General features: G+C 71.9%; 15 protein-coding genes. 6 read left to right on the top strand and 9 right to left on the bottom strand.

The window, feature by feature from the left end:
• Positions 1-136: 136 nt before the first annotated feature.
• A complete protein-coding gene (locus ABZ172_RS10105; protein WP_356882151.1) occupies positions 137-1,162 on the bottom strand; it encodes an ATP-dependent 6-phosphofructokinase in 1,026 nt (341 codons plus the stop codon).
• Between the two features lie 418 nt (positions 1,163-1,580).
• Between ABZ172_RS10105 and pta the strand changes: the two genes are divergently transcribed.
• The 4 genes from pta (at position 1,581) to ABZ172_RS10085 (ending at position 7,262) form a co-directional block, all read left to right on the top strand.
• On the top strand, positions 1,581-3,653 hold the full coding sequence (gene pta / locus ABZ172_RS10100; RefSeq protein ID WP_356882149.1) for a phosphate acetyltransferase: 2,073 nt from the start codon (positions 1,581-1,583) through the stop codon (positions 3,651-3,653).
• Between the two features lie 5 nt (positions 3,654-3,658).
• Positions 3,659-4,900, top strand: a complete 1,242-nt coding sequence (locus ABZ172_RS10095; RefSeq protein ID WP_356882147.1) for an acetate kinase — start codon at positions 3,659-3,661, stop codon at positions 4,898-4,900.
• A gap of 74 nt (positions 4,901-4,974) precedes the next feature.
• Entirely contained in the window at positions 4,975-6,402 is a 1,428-nt protein-coding gene (pyk, locus tag ABZ172_RS10090) for a pyruvate kinase (protein ID WP_356882145.1), read from the top strand.
• A gap of 191 nt (positions 6,403-6,593) precedes the next feature.
• On the top strand, positions 6,594-7,262 hold the full coding sequence (locus ABZ172_RS10085) for a hypothetical protein (protein WP_356882143.1): 669 nt from the start codon (positions 6,594-6,596) through the stop codon (positions 7,260-7,262).
• 291 nt (positions 7,263-7,553) lie between these two features.
• Here ABZ172_RS10085 and ABZ172_RS10080 read toward each other — a convergent pair whose 3' ends face one another.
• From ABZ172_RS10080 to ABZ172_RS10065, 4 genes are all read right to left on the bottom strand, one after another.
• Positions 7,554-8,870 carry a hypothetical protein gene (locus ABZ172_RS10080; protein ID WP_356882141.1) on the bottom strand — a complete coding sequence of 439 codons (1,317 nt, stop codon included), beginning with the start codon at positions 8,868-8,870 and terminating at the stop codon, positions 7,554-7,556.
• Complete coding sequence (locus ABZ172_RS10075) at positions 8,860-9,426, bottom strand: DUF6114 domain-containing protein (protein WP_356882139.1); 567 nt, start codon at positions 9,424-9,426, stop codon at positions 8,860-8,862. Before ABZ172_RS10075 ends, ABZ172_RS10080 begins: the two co-directional genes overlap by 11 nt.
• A 95-nt stretch (positions 9,427-9,521) precedes the next feature.
• The gene (locus ABZ172_RS10070; protein WP_356882137.1) at positions 9,522-10,163 is read right to left on the bottom strand and encodes a DUF6230 family protein; all 642 of its coding nucleotides are present in this window, start codon (positions 10,161-10,163) and stop codon (positions 9,522-9,524) included.
• A gap of 600 nt (positions 10,164-10,763) precedes the next feature.
• Positions 10,764-11,741, bottom strand: coding sequence for a tetratricopeptide repeat protein (locus ABZ172_RS10065; RefSeq protein ID WP_356882135.1), 978 nt, complete (start codon positions 11,739-11,741; stop codon positions 10,764-10,766).
• Between the two features lie 316 nt (positions 11,742-12,057).
• Between ABZ172_RS10065 and ABZ172_RS10060 the strand changes: the two genes are divergently transcribed.
• The gene (locus tag ABZ172_RS10060; protein ID WP_356882133.1) at positions 12,058-12,699 is read left to right on the top strand and encodes a TetR/AcrR family transcriptional regulator; all 642 of its coding nucleotides are present in this window, start codon (positions 12,058-12,060) and stop codon (positions 12,697-12,699) included.
• A 108-nt stretch (positions 12,700-12,807) separates the two neighbouring features.
• Here the strand turns inward: ABZ172_RS10060 and ABZ172_RS10055 are convergent, their stop codons facing one another.
• The 4 genes from ABZ172_RS10055 to ABZ172_RS10040 form a co-directional block, all read right to left on the bottom strand.
• Positions 12,808-14,508, bottom strand: coding sequence for a methylmalonyl-CoA mutase family protein (locus ABZ172_RS10055; RefSeq protein WP_356882131.1), 1,701 nt, complete (start codon positions 14,506-14,508; stop codon positions 12,808-12,810).
• A gap of 84 nt (positions 14,509-14,592) precedes the next feature.
• A complete protein-coding gene (locus ABZ172_RS10050; RefSeq protein ID WP_356882129.1) occupies positions 14,593-14,925 on the bottom strand; it encodes a DUF3817 domain-containing protein in 333 nt (110 codons plus the stop codon).
• Between the two features lie 88 nt (positions 14,926-15,013).
• Positions 15,014-15,523, bottom strand: coding sequence for a MarR family transcriptional regulator (locus ABZ172_RS10045; RefSeq protein WP_356882127.1), 510 nt, complete (start codon positions 15,521-15,523; stop codon positions 15,014-15,016).
• A 32-nt stretch (positions 15,524-15,555) separates the two neighbouring features.
• Positions 15,556-16,893 (bottom strand): MFS transporter, encoded by a 1,338-nt coding sequence (locus tag ABZ172_RS10040; protein WP_356882125.1) that lies wholly within the window; start codon positions 16,891-16,893, stop codon positions 15,556-15,558.
• Positions 16,894-16,967: 74 nt separating this feature from the next.
• Between ABZ172_RS10040 and ABZ172_RS10035 the strand changes: the two genes are divergently transcribed.
• Entirely contained in the window at positions 16,968-17,954 is a 987-nt protein-coding gene (locus ABZ172_RS10035) for a DUF5937 family protein (RefSeq protein WP_356882123.1), read from the top strand.
• Positions 17,955-18,007: the final 53 nt, after the last annotated feature.

Raw genomic sequence — 18,007 nt, 5'->3', positions numbered from 1 at the left:
TACGGTTAATCATGGTTGTTGAATGTAGTTCAGACGTTAGCTATTCGGATATGGGCGCGGGCCGGCAGCCCGGCCCGGTCGGCGGGAACGGGCCGGGCCCGGCCGTCCGGTCCGGCCCGGTGCGGGCGCGCCGCTCTCAGAAGACCGACTCGGCCTCGTACATGCGGTCGGTGGGGACCGTCTTCAGCCGGGTCACGGCGTCCGCGAGCGGGGCCATCACGATCTCGGTGCCGCGCAGGGCCGTCATCCGGCCGAAGTCGCCCCGGTGCACGGCCTCCACGGCGTTCCACCCGAAGCGGGTCGCGAGGACGCGGTCGTAGGCGGTCGGGGTGCCGCCGCGCTGGACGTGGCCGAGGATGACCGGCCGCGCCTCCTTGCCGAGGCGCAGCTCCAGCTCGACGGCGAGGCGGTTGCCGATGCCCTGGAACCGCTCGTGGCCGAACTGGTCGATCTCGCCCTTGGCGTAGGGCATGGAGCCCTCGGCCGGGTGCGCCCCCTCGGCGACGCAGACGACGGCGAACTTCTTGCCCCGGGCGAAGCGCTCCTCGACCATCTTGACCAGGTCGTCGACCTGGAAGGGGCGCTCCGGCAGGCAGATCCCGTGGGCGCCGCCGGCCATCCCGGACTCCAGCGCGATCCAGCCCGCGTGCCGGCCCATGACCTCGACGACCATGACGCGCTGGTGCGACTCCGCGGTGGTCTTGAGGCGGTCTATGGCCTCGGTCGCGACGCCCACGGCGGTGTCGAAGCCGAAGGTCCGGTCGGTGGCGGAGATGTCGTTGTCGATGGTCTTCGGGACGCCGACGACCGGCATCCCGGCGTCGGAGAGCATGCGGGCCGCGGTGAGCGTGCCCTCGCCGCCGATCGGGATCAGCGCGTCGATGCCGTAGCGGAGGGACAGTTCGGCGCAGTTCTCGGCGGCCTCGCGCAGCCGGTCGCGCTCCAGCCGGGCGGAGCCGAGGATGGTGCCGCCGCGGGCCAGGATGCCGCTGACGGCGTTCAGGTCGAGCGGCCGGAAGTGGCCGTCGAGCAGCCCCTTGAAGCCGTCCTCGAAGCCGATGACCTCGTCGCCGTGGCCCACCACGGCACGGTGCACGACCGACCGGATCACAGCGTTCAGGCCTGGGCAGTCGCCGCCTGCGGTGAGAATTCCGATGCGCATCCCGCTCTGTCTCCTGCTCGCTTAGGTCGGTCCCGTGGTCCCCGGCGGGCGCACGGCACCCCGCCGCGCCGTCGGAACGCCCGGACACCTCCAGTATGCGGACGTCCCTCCGCCGTGCGACGCACCGCAACGGACGCCGCGCGCTGATCCACCGGGGAGGACGGGACAGCCCTGGGTGCCATGCGTTCCGGGGGCCGTCGGGAGACCCCCGTACCGTGAGCCGTGACGATTGTCCCACGCCCGGCCGGGCACCCGTGCTGCCGGACCGTCCGGCGCGGCTCCTCCGCGGGGCCGGGAGAGGGGGCGGGACGGGGCCGGGAGCGGCCCGCCCCGGCCCCTGCGCCCGGCGGGCGGCCTACCTGCCCGGGTAGGTATCGTCAAGAGGACAAGGCCAGCCAAACAGGACGGGAGACCACGCGTGACGCGCAGCGTGTACGTGACCGGGATCGACCGGGGGGACGGCCGCCAGGTCGTCGATCTGGGAGTCATGGAGCTACTGACGCGTCAGGTCGACCGGGTCGGCGTCTTCCGGCCGCTCGTCCACGACGGCCCGGACCGGCTGTTCGAGCTGCTGCGGGCCCGCTACCGGCTGTCGCAGAGCGCGGAGACCGTCTTCGGGCTGGACTATCAGGAGGCGTCCGCCGTCCAGGCCGAGAAGGGCACCGACGAGCTGGTCTCGCTGCTCGTCGAACGCTTCCACCGGGTGGCGCGCGACTACGAGGTCGTGCTCGTCCTCGGCAGCGACTTCGCCGCCACCCAGATGCCGGACGAGCTGGCCCTGAACGCCCGGCTGGCCAACGAGTTCGGCGCCTCGGTGATCGCGGTGGTCGGGGGCAAGGACCAGGACGCCGGCTCGGTGCGCGCCGAGACGCGCAACGCCTACCGGGCGTACGCCGGGCTCGGCTGCGACGTCCTGGCGATGGTCGTGAACCGGGTGGCGTCCGAGGACCGCGCGGACATCGCCGACCGGCTGCGGTCGCAGCTCCCCGTCCCCTGCTCGGTGCTGCCGGACGATCCGGCGCTCTCCGCACCCACCGTCGCCCAGATCACCACCGCCCTGGGCGGAACGGTTCTGCTCGGTGACGACTCGGGGCTGGCCCGGGACGCGCTGGACTTCGTGTTCGGCGGGGCCATGCTGCCGAACCTCCTGAAGGCCCTGACCCCGGGCTGCATGGTCGTCACCCCCGGCGACCGCGCGGACCTCGTCATCGGCTCGCTCGCCGCGCACAGCGCCGGCACCCCGCCCATCGCGGGCGTCCTGCTGACCCTGAACGAGCGCCCCGGCGAGGAGATACTCCGGCTCGCGGCCCGCCTCGCACCCGGCACCCCGGTCATCGCCGTGGCCGGCGGCTCCTTCCCCACGGCGGGCGAACTCTTCGCCCTCGAAGGGAAACTGAACGCGGCCACCCCCCGCAAGGCGGAGACCGCCCTCGGCCTCTTCGAGCGCCACGTGGACACCGGGGCCCTGCTGGAGCGGATCTCGGTGGCCCGCAGCGGCCGGGTCACCCCCATGATGTTCGAGCACGAACTGCTGGAGCAGGCCCGCTCCGACCGGCGCCGGGTCGTCCTGCCCGAGGGCACCGAGGAGCGTGTGCTGCGCGCCGCGGACGTGCTGCTCCGCCGCGACGTGTGCGACCTGACCCTGCTCGGCGACACCGACGTCATCCGCAAGAAGGCCGCCGACCTGGGCGTCGACCTCGCCGGGACCCGGATCGTCGACCCGCAGACCTCCGAACTGCGCCAGGGCTTCGCCGAGCGGTACGCGGCGCTGCGCGCGCACCGCGGGGTGACGGTGGAGCTGGCGTACGACGTCGTCTCGGACGTCAACTACTTCGGCACCCTGATGGTCCAGGAGGGCCTGGCCGACGGCATGGTCTCCGGCTCGGTGCACTCCACAGCGGCCACGATCCGGCCGGCGTTCGAGATCATCAAGACGAAGCCCGAGGCGTCCATCGTCTCCTCGGTGTTCTTCATGTGCCTCGCCGACAAGGTCCTGGTCTACGGCGACTGCGCGGTCAACCCGGATCCGGACGCGGAGCAGCTCGCGGACATCGCGGTGCAGTCGGCGGTCACCGCGTCCCGCTTCGGCGTGGACCCCCGGATCGCGATGCTCTCGTACTCGACGGGGACCTCGGGCTCGGGCGCCGACGTCGACAAGGTGCGGGAGGCCACCGAGCGGGTACGCGCCTCCCGGCCGGACCTGAGGATCGAGGGCCCGATCCAGTACGACGCGGCGGTCGAGCCGTCCGTCGCCGCGACGAAGCTGCCGGCCTCGGAGGTCGCGGGACGGGCGACCGTGCTGGTCTTCCCCGATCTCAACACCGGCAACAACACGTACAAGGCGGTCCAGCGTTCGGCGGGCGCGGTCGCGGTCGGCCCGGTCCTGCAGGGGCTGCGCAAGCCGGTCAACGACCTGTCCCGCGGCGCGCTGGTCCAGGACATCGTCAACACGGTGGCCATCACGGCGATCCAGGCGCAGAGCGAGGAGTGACCGCCATGACCACCGGCCCGAACAGCGAAGGTTCCCGCTCCATGAACGACGCCCACCGCGTACTCGTGCTCAATTCCGGCTCCTCGTCGGTGAAGTACCAGCTGCTGGACATGCGCGACCGCTCCAGGCTGGCCACCGGGCTGGTCGAGCGGATCGGCGAGTCGTCCTCCCGGCTGGTGCACACCCCGTCGAAGGGCGGCGAGCCCCGCGAGCGCACGGGCAGGATCGCCGACCACGGGGAGGCCCTGGAAGCCGCCGCCGCCGAGCTCGCGGCCGACGGGCTCGGCCTCGACTCCCCCGAGCTGGCGGCGATCGGCCACCGGGTGGTGCACGGCGGACTGAGGTTCAGCGAGCCCACCGTGGTCACGGACGAGGTGCTGGCGGAGATCGAGCGGCTCGTCCCGGTGGCCCCGCTGCACAACCCGGCGAACATCACCGGGATCCGCACGGCGCGGGCGCTGCGCCCGGACCTGCCGCAGGTCGCGGTCTTCGACACGGCGTTCCACACGACGATGCCGGAGCACGCGGCGCGCTACGCGATCGACGTGGAGACGGCCGACGCGCACCGCATCCGCCGCTACGGCTTCCACGGCACCTCGCACGCGTACGTGTCGCGCCGGACCGCCGAGCTGCTGGGCCGGCCGGTGTCCGAGGTGAACGTGATCGTGCTGCACCTGGGCAACGGCGCCTCGGCCTCCGCGGTGACGGGCGGCCGCTGCGTGGAGACGTCCATGGGGCTGACCCCGCTGGAGGGGCTGGTCATGGGCACACGCTCGGGGGACGTCGACCCGGCGGTCACCTTCCACCTGAAGCGGGTGGCGGGGATGTCGACGGACGAGATCGACGTCCTGCTCAACAAGCGGAGCGGGCTGGTCGGCCTCTGCGGCGACAACGACATGCGGGAGATCAGGCGCCGGGTGGACGAGGGCGACGAGCGGGCCACGCTCGCGTTCGACGTCTACATCCACCGGCTGAAGAAGTACATCGGCGCCTATGCGGCGGTCCTCGGCCGGGTGGACGCCGTGGTCTTCACGGCGGGGGTCGGGGAGAACTCGGCCCCGGTGCGGGAGGCTGCGCTCGCGGGGCTGGAGGCGTTCGGCCTGGCGGTGGACGCGGACCGCAACGCCGTGCGGTCCGGCGAGCCGAGGCTGATCTCGCACGACGGCGCACGGGTGGCGGTCGCCGTCGTGCCCACGGACGAGGAGCTGGAGATCGCCGGCCAGACCTTCGACCTGGTCCACAACTGAGCGGGCCCGCGCCCCTTTGTACCTTCCACCAGACGGAATATTCCGCAGTGAAACAAACCGATAGGATCCGCCTCATGCGCCGTTCCAAAATCGTCTGCACCCTCGGTCCCGCCGTCGACTCCCATGAGCAGCTCGTCGCTCTGATCGAGGCCGGCATGAGCGTGGCCCGTTTCAACTTCAGCCACGGCTCCCACGAGGAGCACCAAGGCCGTTACGACCGCGTCCGGAAGGCCGCGGCCGAGAGCGGCCGCGCCGTCGGCGTGCTCGCCGACCTCCAGGGTCCCAAGATCCGGCTCGGGAAGTTCGCCGAGGGGCCGGTCGAGCTGGTCCGCGGCGACGAGTTCGTCATCACCTCCGAGGACGTGGCCGGTGACAGGTCGGTCTGCGGCACCACCTACAAGGGGCTGCCCGGCGACGTCGCCAAGGGTGACCCGATCCTGATCAACGACGGCAACGTCGAGCTGAAGGTCGTCTCGGTCGACGGTCCGCGGGTCACCACCATCGTCATCGAGGGCGGTGTCATCTCCGACCACAAGGGGATCAACCTCCCGGGTGCGGCCGTCAACGTCCCCGCGCTGTCCGAGAAGGACGTCGAGGACCTGCGGTTCGCCCTGCGGATGGGCTGCGACCTGGTCGCGCTGTCCTTCGTCCGGGACGCCGAGGACGTCAAGGACGTGCACAAGGTGATGGACGAGGAGGGCCGCCGGGTCCCCGTCATCGCCAAGGTCGAGAAGCCGCAGGCCGTCGAGCACATGGAGGGCGTCGTCGCCGCCTTCGACGGTGTGATGGTCGCCCGCGGTGACCTCGCCGTCGAGTACCCGCTCGAAAAGGTCCCGATGGTGCAGAAGCGCCTCATCGAGCTGTGCCGCCGGAACGCCAAACCGGTGATCGTGGCGACCCAGATGATGGAGTCGATGATCACCAACTCGCGGCCGACCCGCGCCGAGGCGTCCGACGTCGCCAACGCCATCCTGGACGGCGCGGACGCGGTCATGCTGTCGGCGGAGTCCTCGGTCGGCGCGTACCCGATCGAGACGGTCAAGACCATGGCGAAGATCGTCGTCGCCGCCGAGGAGGAGCTGCTCTCCAAGGGCCTCCAGCCGCTGGTCCCGGGCAAGAAGCCCCGCACCCAGGGCGGTTCGGTGGCCCGCGCGGCCTGCGAGATCGCGGACTTCCTGGACGGCAAGGCGCTCGTCGCCTTCACCAAGTCCGGTGACACCGCCCGCCGTCTCTCCCGCTACCGCACGGCGCAGCCCATCCTGGCCTTCACCACGGAGGAGTCGACCCGCAGCCAGCTCGCGCTGAGCTGGGGCGTCGAGTCCTACGTCGTGCCGCACGTGGACAACACGGACGCCATGGTCGACCTGGTCGACGCGGAGCTGCTGAAGCTGAACCGCTACAACGACGGCGACACCATGGTCATCACCGCCGGTTCGCCCCCCGGCGTCCCCGGCACCACCAACATGGTCCGGGTGCACCACCTGAGCGGCGACCGCGCCTGACGCACCGCCCGCACCGCTGTGGCCCGCGCCCCTGAGATGTCCGGCGCGGGCCACAGCGGTCACCTCACCCGCCCGGCAGCGCTACCGGGCCCCCGGCGGCGGCGAGGCCGGCAGCACAGGGCAGGAGACTGCCGGCGAGGCGGTCGACCGGGCCGTGCCGGACCGGATCGAGCCACATGTTCGGAGCAGACATGACGCGTGAGACCGGACTCTCCTGGCTTTCGGAGCAGTGCGGAGAGATGACCGAGCTGCTTCCCGCCGAACTCGACTGCCTCGTCGAGCGGGGACCGGTCTCCGCCATGGTCCTGATCGCGGAGCGGTCGGTGTCGGACCTGGACGGCTCCGCAGCACTGCAACTGGGACGCGACGTGCGGCGTCTGCTGGATTCGACACTGCCCGAAGAGACCGTACGGACGGCATGGGTCGGCTCCACGGACCACGTGTTCGACCCGTGCAAGGAGGACGTCGCTCCGCGGGACTGGCTGGGGAGGATCGAATCCGCATGGCTCGCCGCAGAGGTACGCCGTACACCCGGCTTCGTTCCGCCGGCTGCCGATCCGGTGACGGACGACGCGCGGCGCGCGGCAGTCCTCAGCGTGATGGGCCGGGTCGCCGATGATCTGACCCGGGCGGACGAAGTCGGGCAGCAGTTCAACTCTCTGCCACGGACCGGTCTGGTACCTGCGCTGGAACAGGTGGTGGTCCAGGTCTGTGCCGACCTCGGCTGTCGGTTGTTCCTGCGCGCCATGAAGGCGTACGCCGTCGCGGTCGACACGAGCAGCCGCAAGGAGTTCGTGGCGCTCGGCAGACGCTTCGGGTACCCGGACCTGCTGGTGGAGGAAGGCCTCAACCAGCGATGAGAGGGTCCGGGAGGTGCGGCCTCTGCCTCTCCCGACCTGCCCGGACGTGTGCACGCAGCACCACCGGCACGCCGTGAGCATCGATACGGTGCGTTCCCGTCCGTGTGGGCCTGTCCGCATGAAGCGTGACGGCCGACAGCGCGCCTGCCGGGCTGATCGAGGTGTCCAGCAGCCGCTGACTCGGCCGAGGCCGGTTGCCTCACAGCGGCGCACACGCAAACGACTGCGGGCCGTCCCCCTCGGCGAGGGGGACGGCCCGCAGCGCTGTGCGGCTCCCGGACAGGTACGTGACTAGCTCTTGCCACCGGTGAAGTAGTTCTGCAGGCCGGGGACCTTGAGCGATCCGCCGAACTGGCCGGCCTGCTTCACCGTGGCGTCGGTGAAGAAGGCGAAGGGCACGTTCAGCGGCGGCGGGGTCTCCGGGCTGAAGGTGACGGGGATGATGCCGAAGAGGTTGCCCTTCAGCTCCTCCGTGTACATCGTCACCGTGCCGTTGCGGATGGTGGAGGTGGATCCGCTCTCCGCCTTGACGTGACCGGTGGTGCCGGCCGGGCCCTTCGTCAGCTGGTGCAGGTCCTTGATGTCGATGCTGTCGGCGGTGAACTTGAGCGCCTTCTTGACGCTGCCGCCGTACGTCTTCACCTCGACGATGCCCTTGTAGTCGAGCCCGGTGAGCGTGAGCTTCGAGGTCTCCAGCGTCCACGGGTCGTCCGGGAGGAGCGGGACGCCCTGCTCCAGGTCGGCCGCGGCGAGCGCGTCGGGGTCGGCGGTCGGGCAGGGGAAGCGCTCCTTGGCGCCGTCCGGGACGTCCTCGTCCTTCACGGGGTCGAGGCCCTTGACGTCGTCGTCGAGCTCCTCGACGCCCTCCCCGGCCTTCTCGGCCGCGTCACGGATGGCGTCGGTGGTCTTCCCGACCGCGTCCTTCGCGGTCTTCCCGGCCTTGGCGGCCTCCTCAGCGGCCTTCTCCGCCGGCTCGGCGGCCGTGGCGCTCCCGGAGGGCTCGGGCGCCTTCGTGGTGGCGTCGGCGGACGGCTCGGCCGTCTCCTTCGCACCCGGTCCGCCGAGCAGGTCCTTGAGCGCGTCGCCGAGGCCCAGCGGGTCGAGGGGGTTCTTCGACGCGGTGGGGGCGGGGGTGGCCGGGGTGTCGGCCTCGTCCCCCGAGGTGTCCTCGTCGGTGCCGCCGCCGGGCGCGCTCGGACTCGCCGAGGGCGCGGGCGAGGCGTCCCCGTCGTCCGTGCCGGAGTCGTCCTTCCCGGAGTCGTCCTTGCCCGTGTCGTCCTTGCCCTCGCCGGCCTCGTCGGACGGCGTGGCGCTCGGGGTCGGCTTCTCCTCGGGCTTCTGCGACTCGGAGGGCTCGTCGGAGCGCGTCACACAGGGCCCGGGCGCGAAGGGGATGTCCGTGCTGTCGTCGGCCATCGCCAGCCGGGGGGTGAGTCCCATGCCCACGAAGACGGCCGTCGGCATCGCGGCGAGCGCGAACGCCTTCTTGCCGGCGGGCATGTGCAGCTTCGTCAGGAACGACTTCCGGGGAGCCGCGTGGCGGGGCCCTCTTCGCTCCTCCGGGCCCTGCGGCCCGGCGTCGTCGGTCCGGCTGTCGTCACCCTGCACGGTGCCTCCCCCCGTCGGCGTCCGCCGCCGCCTTGAACAGCATCGGCCTCCGCGGGGCCTCAGCGGTGTCGTGGGATTCCCGGCCCTGCTCCGGAATCTCGTGGATCTCGCTCCGGGACGCCTGCGCCTGCTGGTCCTCGGGCGCCGGGGCGCCCTTCGCGTCGCCGGGGGCCCAGGAGATGGACAGGGCTCCGCCGAGGAGCGACAGCAGGAAGCCGACGATGAAGCCGCCTATGTTGGCGACGGGTATGGAGATCAGCGCGAGCAGGATCGCGGCGACGCCGGCGAACACCCGCACGATGTGGTGGAACCACATCGTGAGGCCCAGCGTGACGAGCAGCACCCCGATGATCAGCGACCCCGCGCCCGCGGTGGTGGACATCGCGATCGTCATGTTGCCGAGGTGCATGTTGGCGTACGGGAAGTACGCGATGGGTAGACCACCCAAAATGGTGAACAGGCCCGCCCAGAACGGCCGGTTACCCCGCCAGGTGCGGAATCCCCGCCGGTAGACGGTGAGGTAGTGCTCGTTCTGCCCTGTGGACTCGGGGCTCATGGAAAACAGCTCCCTGGAACCGGTACTGCTGTGAGAAGAGAAGGGGTGGGCAGCCGGAGATCCCCACGGGACGCTCCGGCCGCCCGGGCGAGCGCTTAGAAGCACTCCTTGACGCCCTTGTGCAGCTTCAGGCTCAGATTGCTCAGCTTGAAGGTGCCGGCGGTGGTCGCCCACGCCGTCTGCTCCACGTTGGACAGCGTCGCCGTCTTGGCGCGCTGCGCGAAGCCGTTCGGGTTGACGGCCTTCTCCGTACCGGACTGGATGCCGGGCTTGCCGACCGAACCGGCCGCGACGCCGATGTCGATCTGCTCGAAGTACGCGTCGGCGTCGAGCTGGGCGACGTCGAGGTAGAGGTTGGTCGCCTCGACGGGCTTCTTCGGGTCGGTGCCCGCGCTCAGCTGCAGGCTGACGCTGCCGAGCCCGAAGGGCAGGTCCGGCGTCACGACCGACTGGCACATGTTGGTGATCGTGGCCTTGCTGAAGCCCGACACGGCCACCGGGTGCGCCGCGTCGTTGCCCTTGAGGTCCTTGCCGACAGCGACGCTGCCGTACTGGACGAAGTCCTCACCGACGAGCTTGTCGGTGGAGACCTTGAAGCTCTGGCCGGAGACGCTGAACGACGCGGCGAGCGCGCCCTGCGCGAGGCCGACGCCGACAGCGGCGGTGGCCACGACACTCGGCACCATGACCAGAGCGAACCGCTTCCATCTGGTACCACCGCGAACCTGCGAACTCATATGTTTCCTCCTTCTCGGACGTACATCTCCGGTACGGGCATCGTGCCCGCCCTGGGAGGGGAGAAGTGCTACGTCCTCGGGAAGGAGAGCGCCCGGACCGGAGGCGCGTACCGCATCCGAGTCACCGGCGATCACCCCCGAGCGACAACCACTGGCCGCGCGTCTGCACGGCCGGTTCGGACAGGCCCTGCCCAGGGGCAGGAACCCCCCTGTCCGCGATCGGCGCCACTGCCGCCGACCACCCGGTGGGGACCCGACAGTCCGCCTGCGCCGACTGGCCGTCGGGCAGGCGTGCATCGGACCGAGCGTGGCCGATCGTGGTGCATTCGCGGCCGTGACACAAGGGGGGTCGTTACTGGCTAGTAACGCGGAGATAACCGGGACACGACAGGGCGCCGCCGTACGGCCACACAGGGTGGCACCCCAAGGGCGAACAAATACCGCGATTACGACCCTGATCCGGACAGACCGTCGGAGGTGATTTACTGCGAGTAACAGTAGGTACTTTTATCAAGTTTTGGTAAAGCGCAGGGGTTCCTTGTCGTCCGTCCGCGAAAACGGCCGCGGCACCCACGAGGGTGCCGCGGCCGTGTTGTCACATCAGAACAAGACGCGCGCCAGGGCGGTACGGGCCGCGGTGACACGGGGGTCGTCGGGGCCGATCACCTCGAAGAGTTCGAGGAGCCGCACCCGGACGGCGTCGCGGTCGTCACCGGTGGTGCGGCGGACCGTCTCGACGAGCCGCCCGAAGGCGTCCTCCACGTGACCGCCCACCAGGTCCAGATCGGCGGCGGCCATCTGCGCCGCCGGTGCGGCCGGGTTCTCCGCCGCCTCCTTGCGGACCTGCTGCGGGTCCGTGCCCGCGACGCGGCCCAGCAGCTCGGCCTGCGCGAGGCCCAGCTTGGCCTCGGTGTTGACCGGGTCGTCGGCCAGGACGCCGCGGTACGCCCGGACCGCGCCGTCGAAGTCGTTGGCGTCCAGGGCCTGCGCGGCGGCTTCGAGCTTCGCGTCGTACGGCCCCGCGGGCACCTCGGCGGGGGCGCCGTCCGCGTCCCCGGTGCCGGCGTCCGGGTCGACGGCGATGCCGGTCAGGCCGAAGCGCTCCTCGCCGACCTGGATCAGCTGGTCCAGCGTCTCCCGGATCTGGCTCTCGGGGGCCGCGCCCTGGAAGAGCGGCAGCGCCTGTCCGGCCACCACCGCGAAGACCGCGGGGATGCCCTGGATCCCGAACTGCTGCATCAGCATCGGGTTGGCGTCGACATCGACCTTGGCCAGCAGGAAGCGGCCGTTGTACTCGACGGCGAGACGCTCCAGGAGCGGGCCGAGCTGCTTGCACGGCTCGCACCACTCGGCCCAGAAGTCGATGACGACGGGCACCTCGGTGGAGCGCTGGAGGACGTCGGTCTCGAAGCCCGCCTCGTCGACGTCGATCACGAGGGCGGAGGGTGCGACGGCACCTCCACCCCCCTGGCGGGCCGACTCCTCGCGGGCCTGCTCGGCCTTCGCCTTGGCGTCGCCGGCCGCCTTCACAGCGGCGAGGTCGACGACACCGCTCATGGACATGTTCCTAGGCTGCATACGTACATCCTCCCCCCTGCGCGCACCGTTCCGGAAAGCGATCCGTGAACCGCTCCCGTCCTCGGCCACGCCGGTGTGCGTGACGCCCGGCCGGAAGCGGTTCCGAGGCCCTGAAAACCCCGCGCTCGGTGCCGGGTCCCCACCCGGCGCCTGTGGCTGTCGATCGGTCGTGGCGCAACGGCGGCGGACCGCCGGTTCTTACGCTACGGGTCGTAGCGTAACTGCCGGGCCCCCCTGCGGGGCAAGAGCGCGCGGTGATCTGTCTCACGGGTCCCGGGGCCGGTCAGCTCTCCTTACCGGCCGGTATGGTCACCGCATGCCGAGCCGCAGTCCCACCGAACCCGCCCGGTCCGGCCGTCCCCGCAGCGCCGAGGCGGACGCCGCGATCCTGGAGGCGACCCGTGCGTCGCTGGTCGACCTCGGCTGGTCGAAGCTGACGATGGGGGACGTGGCGACGCGCGCGGGGGTCGCCAAGACGACCCTCTACCGCCGCTGGGCCGGCAAGAACGAGCTGGTGGTGGACGCGGTGGCGGTCCTCTTCGACGAGCTGGAGCTGCCCGACCTCGGCAGTCTGCCGGCCGACGTGGAGGCCGTGGTCCTGCGGTTCGCGGCCCTGCTGGAGCGGCCGGAGACCAAGACGGCGCTGATGGCGGTGGTCGCGGAGTCGACGCGGGACGAGGCGCTGCGGGACCGCATACGGGACTCGATCGTCGCCCGGCAGAAGCACCTGGTGCTGCAGGGGCGGGAGCGCGCGCAGCGGCGCGGCGAACTGCCCGCCGAGCCGGACGCGGTGCTGGCCGCCGGGACCGCCGACCTGATCTTCGACGTGATCGCGGGCGCCGTGGTGCACCGGACCCTGGTGAGCGCCGAACCCGTCGACCCCGACTGGGCCCGGCGCTTCACGGTGCTGCTGCTCTCCGGGCTGGGCGCCGCGGGAGCGGGCCGGCCGGGGGCCTGAGGCCCCGTCCGGGGCCCGGAAGCCCAGGCCGTCCGGGCGGCGCGGTCGCCCGGACAGCCGGGCCGAGCGAGCCGACCGGACGGCCGGGACCGGCCGGGCCGGAGAGGTTCAGAAGCCGGGCGGCTCGGTGTAGACGCCCCACTCCTCGCGCAGCACCCCGCAGATCTCCCCGAGGGTCGCCTCCGCCCGGACGGCGTCCAGCATCGGCCCGATCATGTTCGAGCCGTCGCGCGCGGCGGCCAGCATGGCGTCCAGCGCCGCACGGACCCTGGCGTCCTCACGGCCCTCCTTGCGCCCGGCGAGCACCCGCACCTGCTCGCGCTCGACCTCGTGGCTGACCCGCAGGATCTCCAGGTCGCCGGTGACGGATCCGTGGTGGACGTTGACGCCGACGACGCGCTTCTCCCCCTTCTCCAGCGACTGCTGGTAGCGGAAGGCGGATTCGGCGGTCTCGCCGGTGAACCAGCCGTCCTCGATGCCGCGCAGGATGCCGGAGGTCATCGGCCCGACCGGGTGCCTGCCGTCGGGGTGCGCCCGGGTGCCGCGCTCCCTGATCTGCTCGAAGATCTTCTCGGCGTCCGCCTCGATGCGGTCGGTGAGCTGCTCGACGTACCACGAACCGCCCAGCGGGTCGGCGACGTTGGCGACGCCGGTCTCCTCCATCAGCACCTGCTGGGTGCGCAGCGCGATCTCGGCCGCCTGCGCGGACGGGAGGGCGAGCGTCTCGTCCAGGGCGTTGGTGTGCAGGGAGTTGGTGCCGCCCAGGACCGCGGACAGGGCCTCCACCGCGGTGCGTACGACGTTGTTGTACGGCTGCTGGGCGGTGAGCGAGACGCCCGCGGTCTGGGTGTGGAAGCGGAGCCACTGGGCCTTGTCGGTCCGGGCGCCGTAGGTCTCCTTCATCCAGCGGGCCCAGATCCGGCGGGCGGCGCGGAACTTGGCGATCTCTTCGAAGAAGTCGAGGTGCGCGTCGAAGAAGAAGGACAGCCCCGGTGCGAAGACGTCGACGTCGAGGCCGCGGGAGAGGCCGAGCTCGACGTACCCGAAGCCGTCGGCGAGGGTGTAGGCGAGTTCCTGTGCGGCCGTCGCCCCGGCCTCGCGGATGTGGTAGCCGGACACCGAGAGCGGCTTGTAGGCGGGGATGTCGCGGGCACAGTGCTCCATCAGGTCGCCGATGAGGCGCAGGTGGGGCTCGGGCTGGAAGAGCCACTCCTTCTGCGCGATGTACTCCTTGAAGATGTCGGTCTGGAGCGTGCCGTTCAGCACGGCGGGGTCGACGCCCTGGCGCTCCGCGGCGACGAGGTACATGCAGAACACCGGGACGGCCGGCCCGCTGATGGTCATCGAGGTGGTGACGTCGCCGAGCGGGATGTCCCGGAAGAGGACCTCCATGTCGGCGGCGGAGTCGATGGCGACGCCGCAGTGGCCGACCTCGCCGAGCGAGCGCGCGTCGTCGGAGTCCCGGCCCATCAGGGTCGGCATGTCGAAGGCGACGCTGAGCCCGCCGCCGCCGTTGGCCAGGATGGACTTGTACCGCTCGTTGGTCTGCTCGGCGTTGCCGAAGCCGGCGAACTGGCGGATCGTCCAGGTGCGGCCGCGGTAGCCGGTCGCGTGCAGTCCCCGGGTGAAGGGGTACTCCCCGGGCCAGCCGATCCGCTCGAACCCCTCGTACGTGTCGCCGGGGCGGGGGCCGTACACCGGCTCCACGGGGTCCCCGGAGAGCGTGGTGAAGTCCGCGTCGCGCTTGCGGGCCTTGTCGTAACGGGCCTGCCAGCGGCGGCGGCCTTCCTCGATCGCATGAGCGTCCATACCGTCGAATTTACTAGGACGTCCTACTACCTGTCGACGGCAAACCGCCCGGCGCTTTCGCGCGGGGCGGCCGGATGGTGCCGGTCAGGCCTTGACGGCCTGGGCGGACCCGTCGGCGATCAGCGGCTCGACCTCCCGGACCACCGTGCGCTCGACGAAGAACGCGGCGGTCGGGATCGTGCCGGAGATCAGCACCCACAGGAGCTTGCCGAACGGCCACTTCGCCTTGGAGCCGAGGTCGAAGGCGAAGATCAGATAGATGATGTAGAGGACACCGTGGACCTGCGAGACGACGAGCGTCAGACCCTCACCGGTGTCGAAGCCGTACTTGAAGATCATGCAGACGCACAGGATCAACAGCATGACGGCGGTGACGTAGGCCATCACCCGGTAGCGGGTCAGCACACTGCGTTTCATGGCATCGAGCGTAACCGGACGCCCGGGACGGCCCTCCGGCGCCCCGGGACCGCGCCACGGCCCCGGGCCCCGCCCGCGCCGGGAGCGCTCAGGCGCCGTCGAAGTCCTGCGCGGCCACCCGCAGCGGCCGGAGCATCGCGAAGATCTCGGCGCACTCCTCCTCGTCGTAGACGCCGAGGCCGAAGTCCATCGCCATCAGGTCCCGGCTGGCCGCCTCGACCACCTCGCGGCCCTTGTCGGTGATGGAGGCCAGGGTGCCGCGGCCGTCGTTGGGGTTGGGGCGCTTGTCGACCAGCCCCGAGCGCACCAGCCGGTCGACGGTGTTGGTCACCGAGGTCGGGTGCACCATCAGCCGCTCGCCGATCTTGGACATCGGCAGCTCGCCCGCCTGCGAGAAGGTCAGCAGGACCAGGGCCTCGTAGCGCGCGAAGGTCAGTCCGTACGGTTTGACCACCGCGTCCACCTCGGCGAGCAGGATCTGCTGCGCACGCATGATCGAGGTGATCGCCCCCATGGAGGGGACCGGGCCCCAGCGCCGGTGCCAGAGTTCCTCGGCGCGGGCGATGGGGTCGAAGGGGAGGCTGAGCGGCTTCGGCACGGCCACGACCCTACCCACTGGTCACGTGGTGGTCAGCTCCGTCTCGCACTTCGGTACCGGACACGTGTTCTCCGCACCTCCACGACCAGCAGGAGCGTGACGACCGTGCCCACGGCGCCCGAACAGGCGATCACCAGGTGCACCGGGAAGAACTCCGCGGCCAGTCCGGCGAGCGCCATGCCGAGCCCCTGGAGGGTCATCAGGCCGGCGGTGAGCAGGGTCATGGCCCGGCCCCGCAGGGCCTCGGGGACCGCCTCCACGAACCACTGGTCGAGTCCGATGATGTACGCGGCGCCCGCCCCGGCCAGCACGAGGGCCCCCGCGGTGAGGACCGCGCCCGGGCGCAGGACGTACAGCACGAGGGGCAGCAGGCCGAGGGCGGCGACCGGCAGGACGATCCGGGAGCGCGTCCGGGGGCCGAGGGCGGCGCCCACGTACAGCTCGGCACCGATGTGGCCGACGGCCATCGCGCACATCAGCAGCCCGAGGGCGGCGGGTCCGGCGCCGATCGCGTCCACGTAGGGCGCGGCCAGCGCCTCCGGGGCCACCACGAAGGAGGCGGGCACCCAGAAGAGCAGCAGGAGGCCCCGGATCTCGCGGTCGCCGAGCAGCGCCCGGGCCCCCGCGAGCGACTCCGCGAGCAGCGCGCCGCCGGCGCCCTTCCCCGTCCGGGCCGGCCGGTCCAGGGTGCCGAGGCGCAGCAGCGCGGCGGAGCAGAGGAACGTCACGACGGTGACCGTGATCGCCCCGCGCGGGGACAGCACGACGAGCAGCATCCCGCCCGCGCCGTAGCCGACGAGCATGGCGCTCTGCGAGACGAGGCGCAGCAGTGAGCGCCCGAGCACGTAGAGGTCGCCCTCGCCGAGGATGTCGGTGAGGGCGGCCGTCCGCGTCCCGGTGAAGACCGGGGCGACCGCCGCCACGGCGCAGCGCAGGGCGAGGAGCACGCCGACGGGGGTGCCGGGGAGCACCATCACGGCGACGCAGCCCGCGCAGACCAGGTCGCAGGTGACGAGGACACGGCGCGCGGGGTACCGGTCGGCGACCCCGGCGAAGAGCGTGCCGCCGACGACGTACGGGAGGAACCCCAGGGCGAACGTGAGGGCCGACAGCAGGGGTGAGCCGGTGAGGTCGTAGACGAGGACGGTCAGCGCCAGCTCGCTGACGACCACGCCGAGCAGGGAGAGCAGGTGCGCGGCGAAGACCGCCCGGAACTCCCGCACGGCGAACACGGCCCGGTAGCCCCCGGGCCCGGGGACCGCCCCCGGCGCGTGAGGCGGACCCTGCGAGGGGGAGGAGGCCGGGAGCGGCGCCTCGGCGGCGTCGCCTTCACGGGGTGTTCCCGCCGGGGTGGTGCTGTCGTTCGGCATGCGGGCAGCCTGGGGCAGGAACGCGGATCCCCGTAGACTTTCGGGCCAGGCCGAATCTTCGAGAGGGGCCGTCGGTGGCGTTCCATCTGCACTTCGACGAGAACGACCTGCTCCGCTGCCGCTTCGCGCTGTCACCGCTCTGGGAGACGCAGGAGGCCGTGCGGACGCTGAACCGCCGGTCGCGGCACGGCTACCACCTCCCGTGGCTCCGTCTGATCGGCGAGGGGGCCGCGGGCCTGGACCTCACACCGCTGTGGCTGCTGATGCCCGAGGGCGGCTTCAACCCGGACTTCATCTGTCCGCCGCCGCTCGGGCCGCTCGCCACCTTCGCCGAGGAGCTGGCCGCCGTGCGGGCGACGGACCCGGCGGCCGCCCGCGCCGACATGGCGCTCGCGCTCGCCGACACCCCCGGCGGACTCCGGTCCCCCGCGGGGCGGCGGATGCTGGCCGACCCGGCGCGGGCCGTCCAGGAGCTGGCGGACCTGCTGGAGCAGGCGTGGCGGGTGATGGTCGAGCCGCACTGGCCCCGGCTTCGCGCCCTGCTGGAGGCGGACGTCGCCTACCACTCGCGGCGGCAGGCGGAGATCGGCTTCGAGGGGCTGCTGGGCGAGATCAGTCCGCAGCTCCGCTGGTCCGGCTCGACGCTGACCGTGGTCGGCACCCGGGGCGACCACAGCCGCGTCCTGGGCGGGCAGGGGCTCGTCCTGATGCCCAGCGTCTTCGTGTGGCCGGAGGTCGTCGGCGGCCACGAGCCGCCCTGGCAGCCCGCCGTGATCTATCCGGCGCGCGGCATCGGGGGCCTGTGGACGGAGCCCGCCGGGCGGACGCCCGACTCGCTGGCCCGGCTACTGGGACGGGCCCGTGCCGACGTGCTCTGCGCCCTCACCGAGCCGGCAGGCACGAGCGCCCTGGCACACCGGCTCGCTCTCGCCCCGTCCTCCGTGTCGGCGCACCTGTCGGTGCTGCGCGCGGCGGGTCTGCTCACCTCGCGGCGCCACGGGCACCAGGTGCTGTACGCGCGCACCCCGCTGGGCATCACACTGTCGGCGCCGGAGGCCTGAGCGGGCCCGCCGGCCCGGTCGGCCGCGTCCGGCGGGGACGGCGGCCCGGGCGC

Source organism: Streptomyces sp. NPDC006296, from assembly GCF_040613235.1.
GTDB lineage: Bacteria > Actinomycetota > Actinomycetes > Streptomycetales > Streptomycetaceae > Streptomyces.
This window is presented reverse-complemented; position numbering and strand designations above follow the sequence as displayed.

Coding starts and splice junctions, on each gene's coding strand:
- ABZ172_RS10075 (WP_356882139.1), bottom strand. CDS start 9,426: ATGAGCCCCGAGTCCACAGGGCAGAACGAGCACTACCTCACCGTCTAC.
- ABZ172_RS10070 (WP_356882137.1), bottom strand. CDS start 10,163: ATGAGTTCGCAGGTTCGCGGTGGTACCAGATGGAAGCGGTTCGCTCTG.
- ABZ172_RS10065 (WP_356882135.1), bottom strand. CDS start 11,741: ATGCAGCCTAGGAACATGTCCATGAGCGGTGTCGTCGACCTCGCCGCT.
- pyk (WP_356882145.1), top strand. CDS start 4,975: ATGCGCCGTTCCAAAATCGTCTGCACCCTCGGTCCCGCCGTCGACTCC.
- ABZ172_RS10040 (WP_356882125.1), bottom strand. CDS start 16,893: ATGCCGAACGACAGCACCACCCCGGCGGGAACACCCCGTGAAGGCGAC.
- ABZ172_RS10095 (WP_356882147.1), top strand. CDS start 3,659: ATGACCACCGGCCCGAACAGCGAAGGTTCCCGCTCCATGAACGACGCC.
- ABZ172_RS10060 (WP_356882133.1), top strand. CDS start 12,058: ATGCCGAGCCGCAGTCCCACCGAACCCGCCCGGTCCGGCCGTCCCCGC.
- ABZ172_RS10050 (WP_356882129.1), bottom strand. CDS start 14,925: ATGAAACGCAGTGTGCTGACCCGCTACCGGGTGATGGCCTACGTCACC.
- ABZ172_RS10085 (WP_356882143.1), top strand. CDS start 6,594: ATGACGCGTGAGACCGGACTCTCCTGGCTTTCGGAGCAGTGCGGAGAG.
- ABZ172_RS10055 (WP_356882131.1), bottom strand. CDS start 14,508: ATGGACGCTCATGCGATCGAGGAAGGCCGCCGCCGCTGGCAGGCCCGT.
- ABZ172_RS10105 (WP_356882151.1), bottom strand. CDS start 1,162: ATGCGCATCGGAATTCTCACCGCAGGCGGCGACTGCCCAGGCCTGAAC.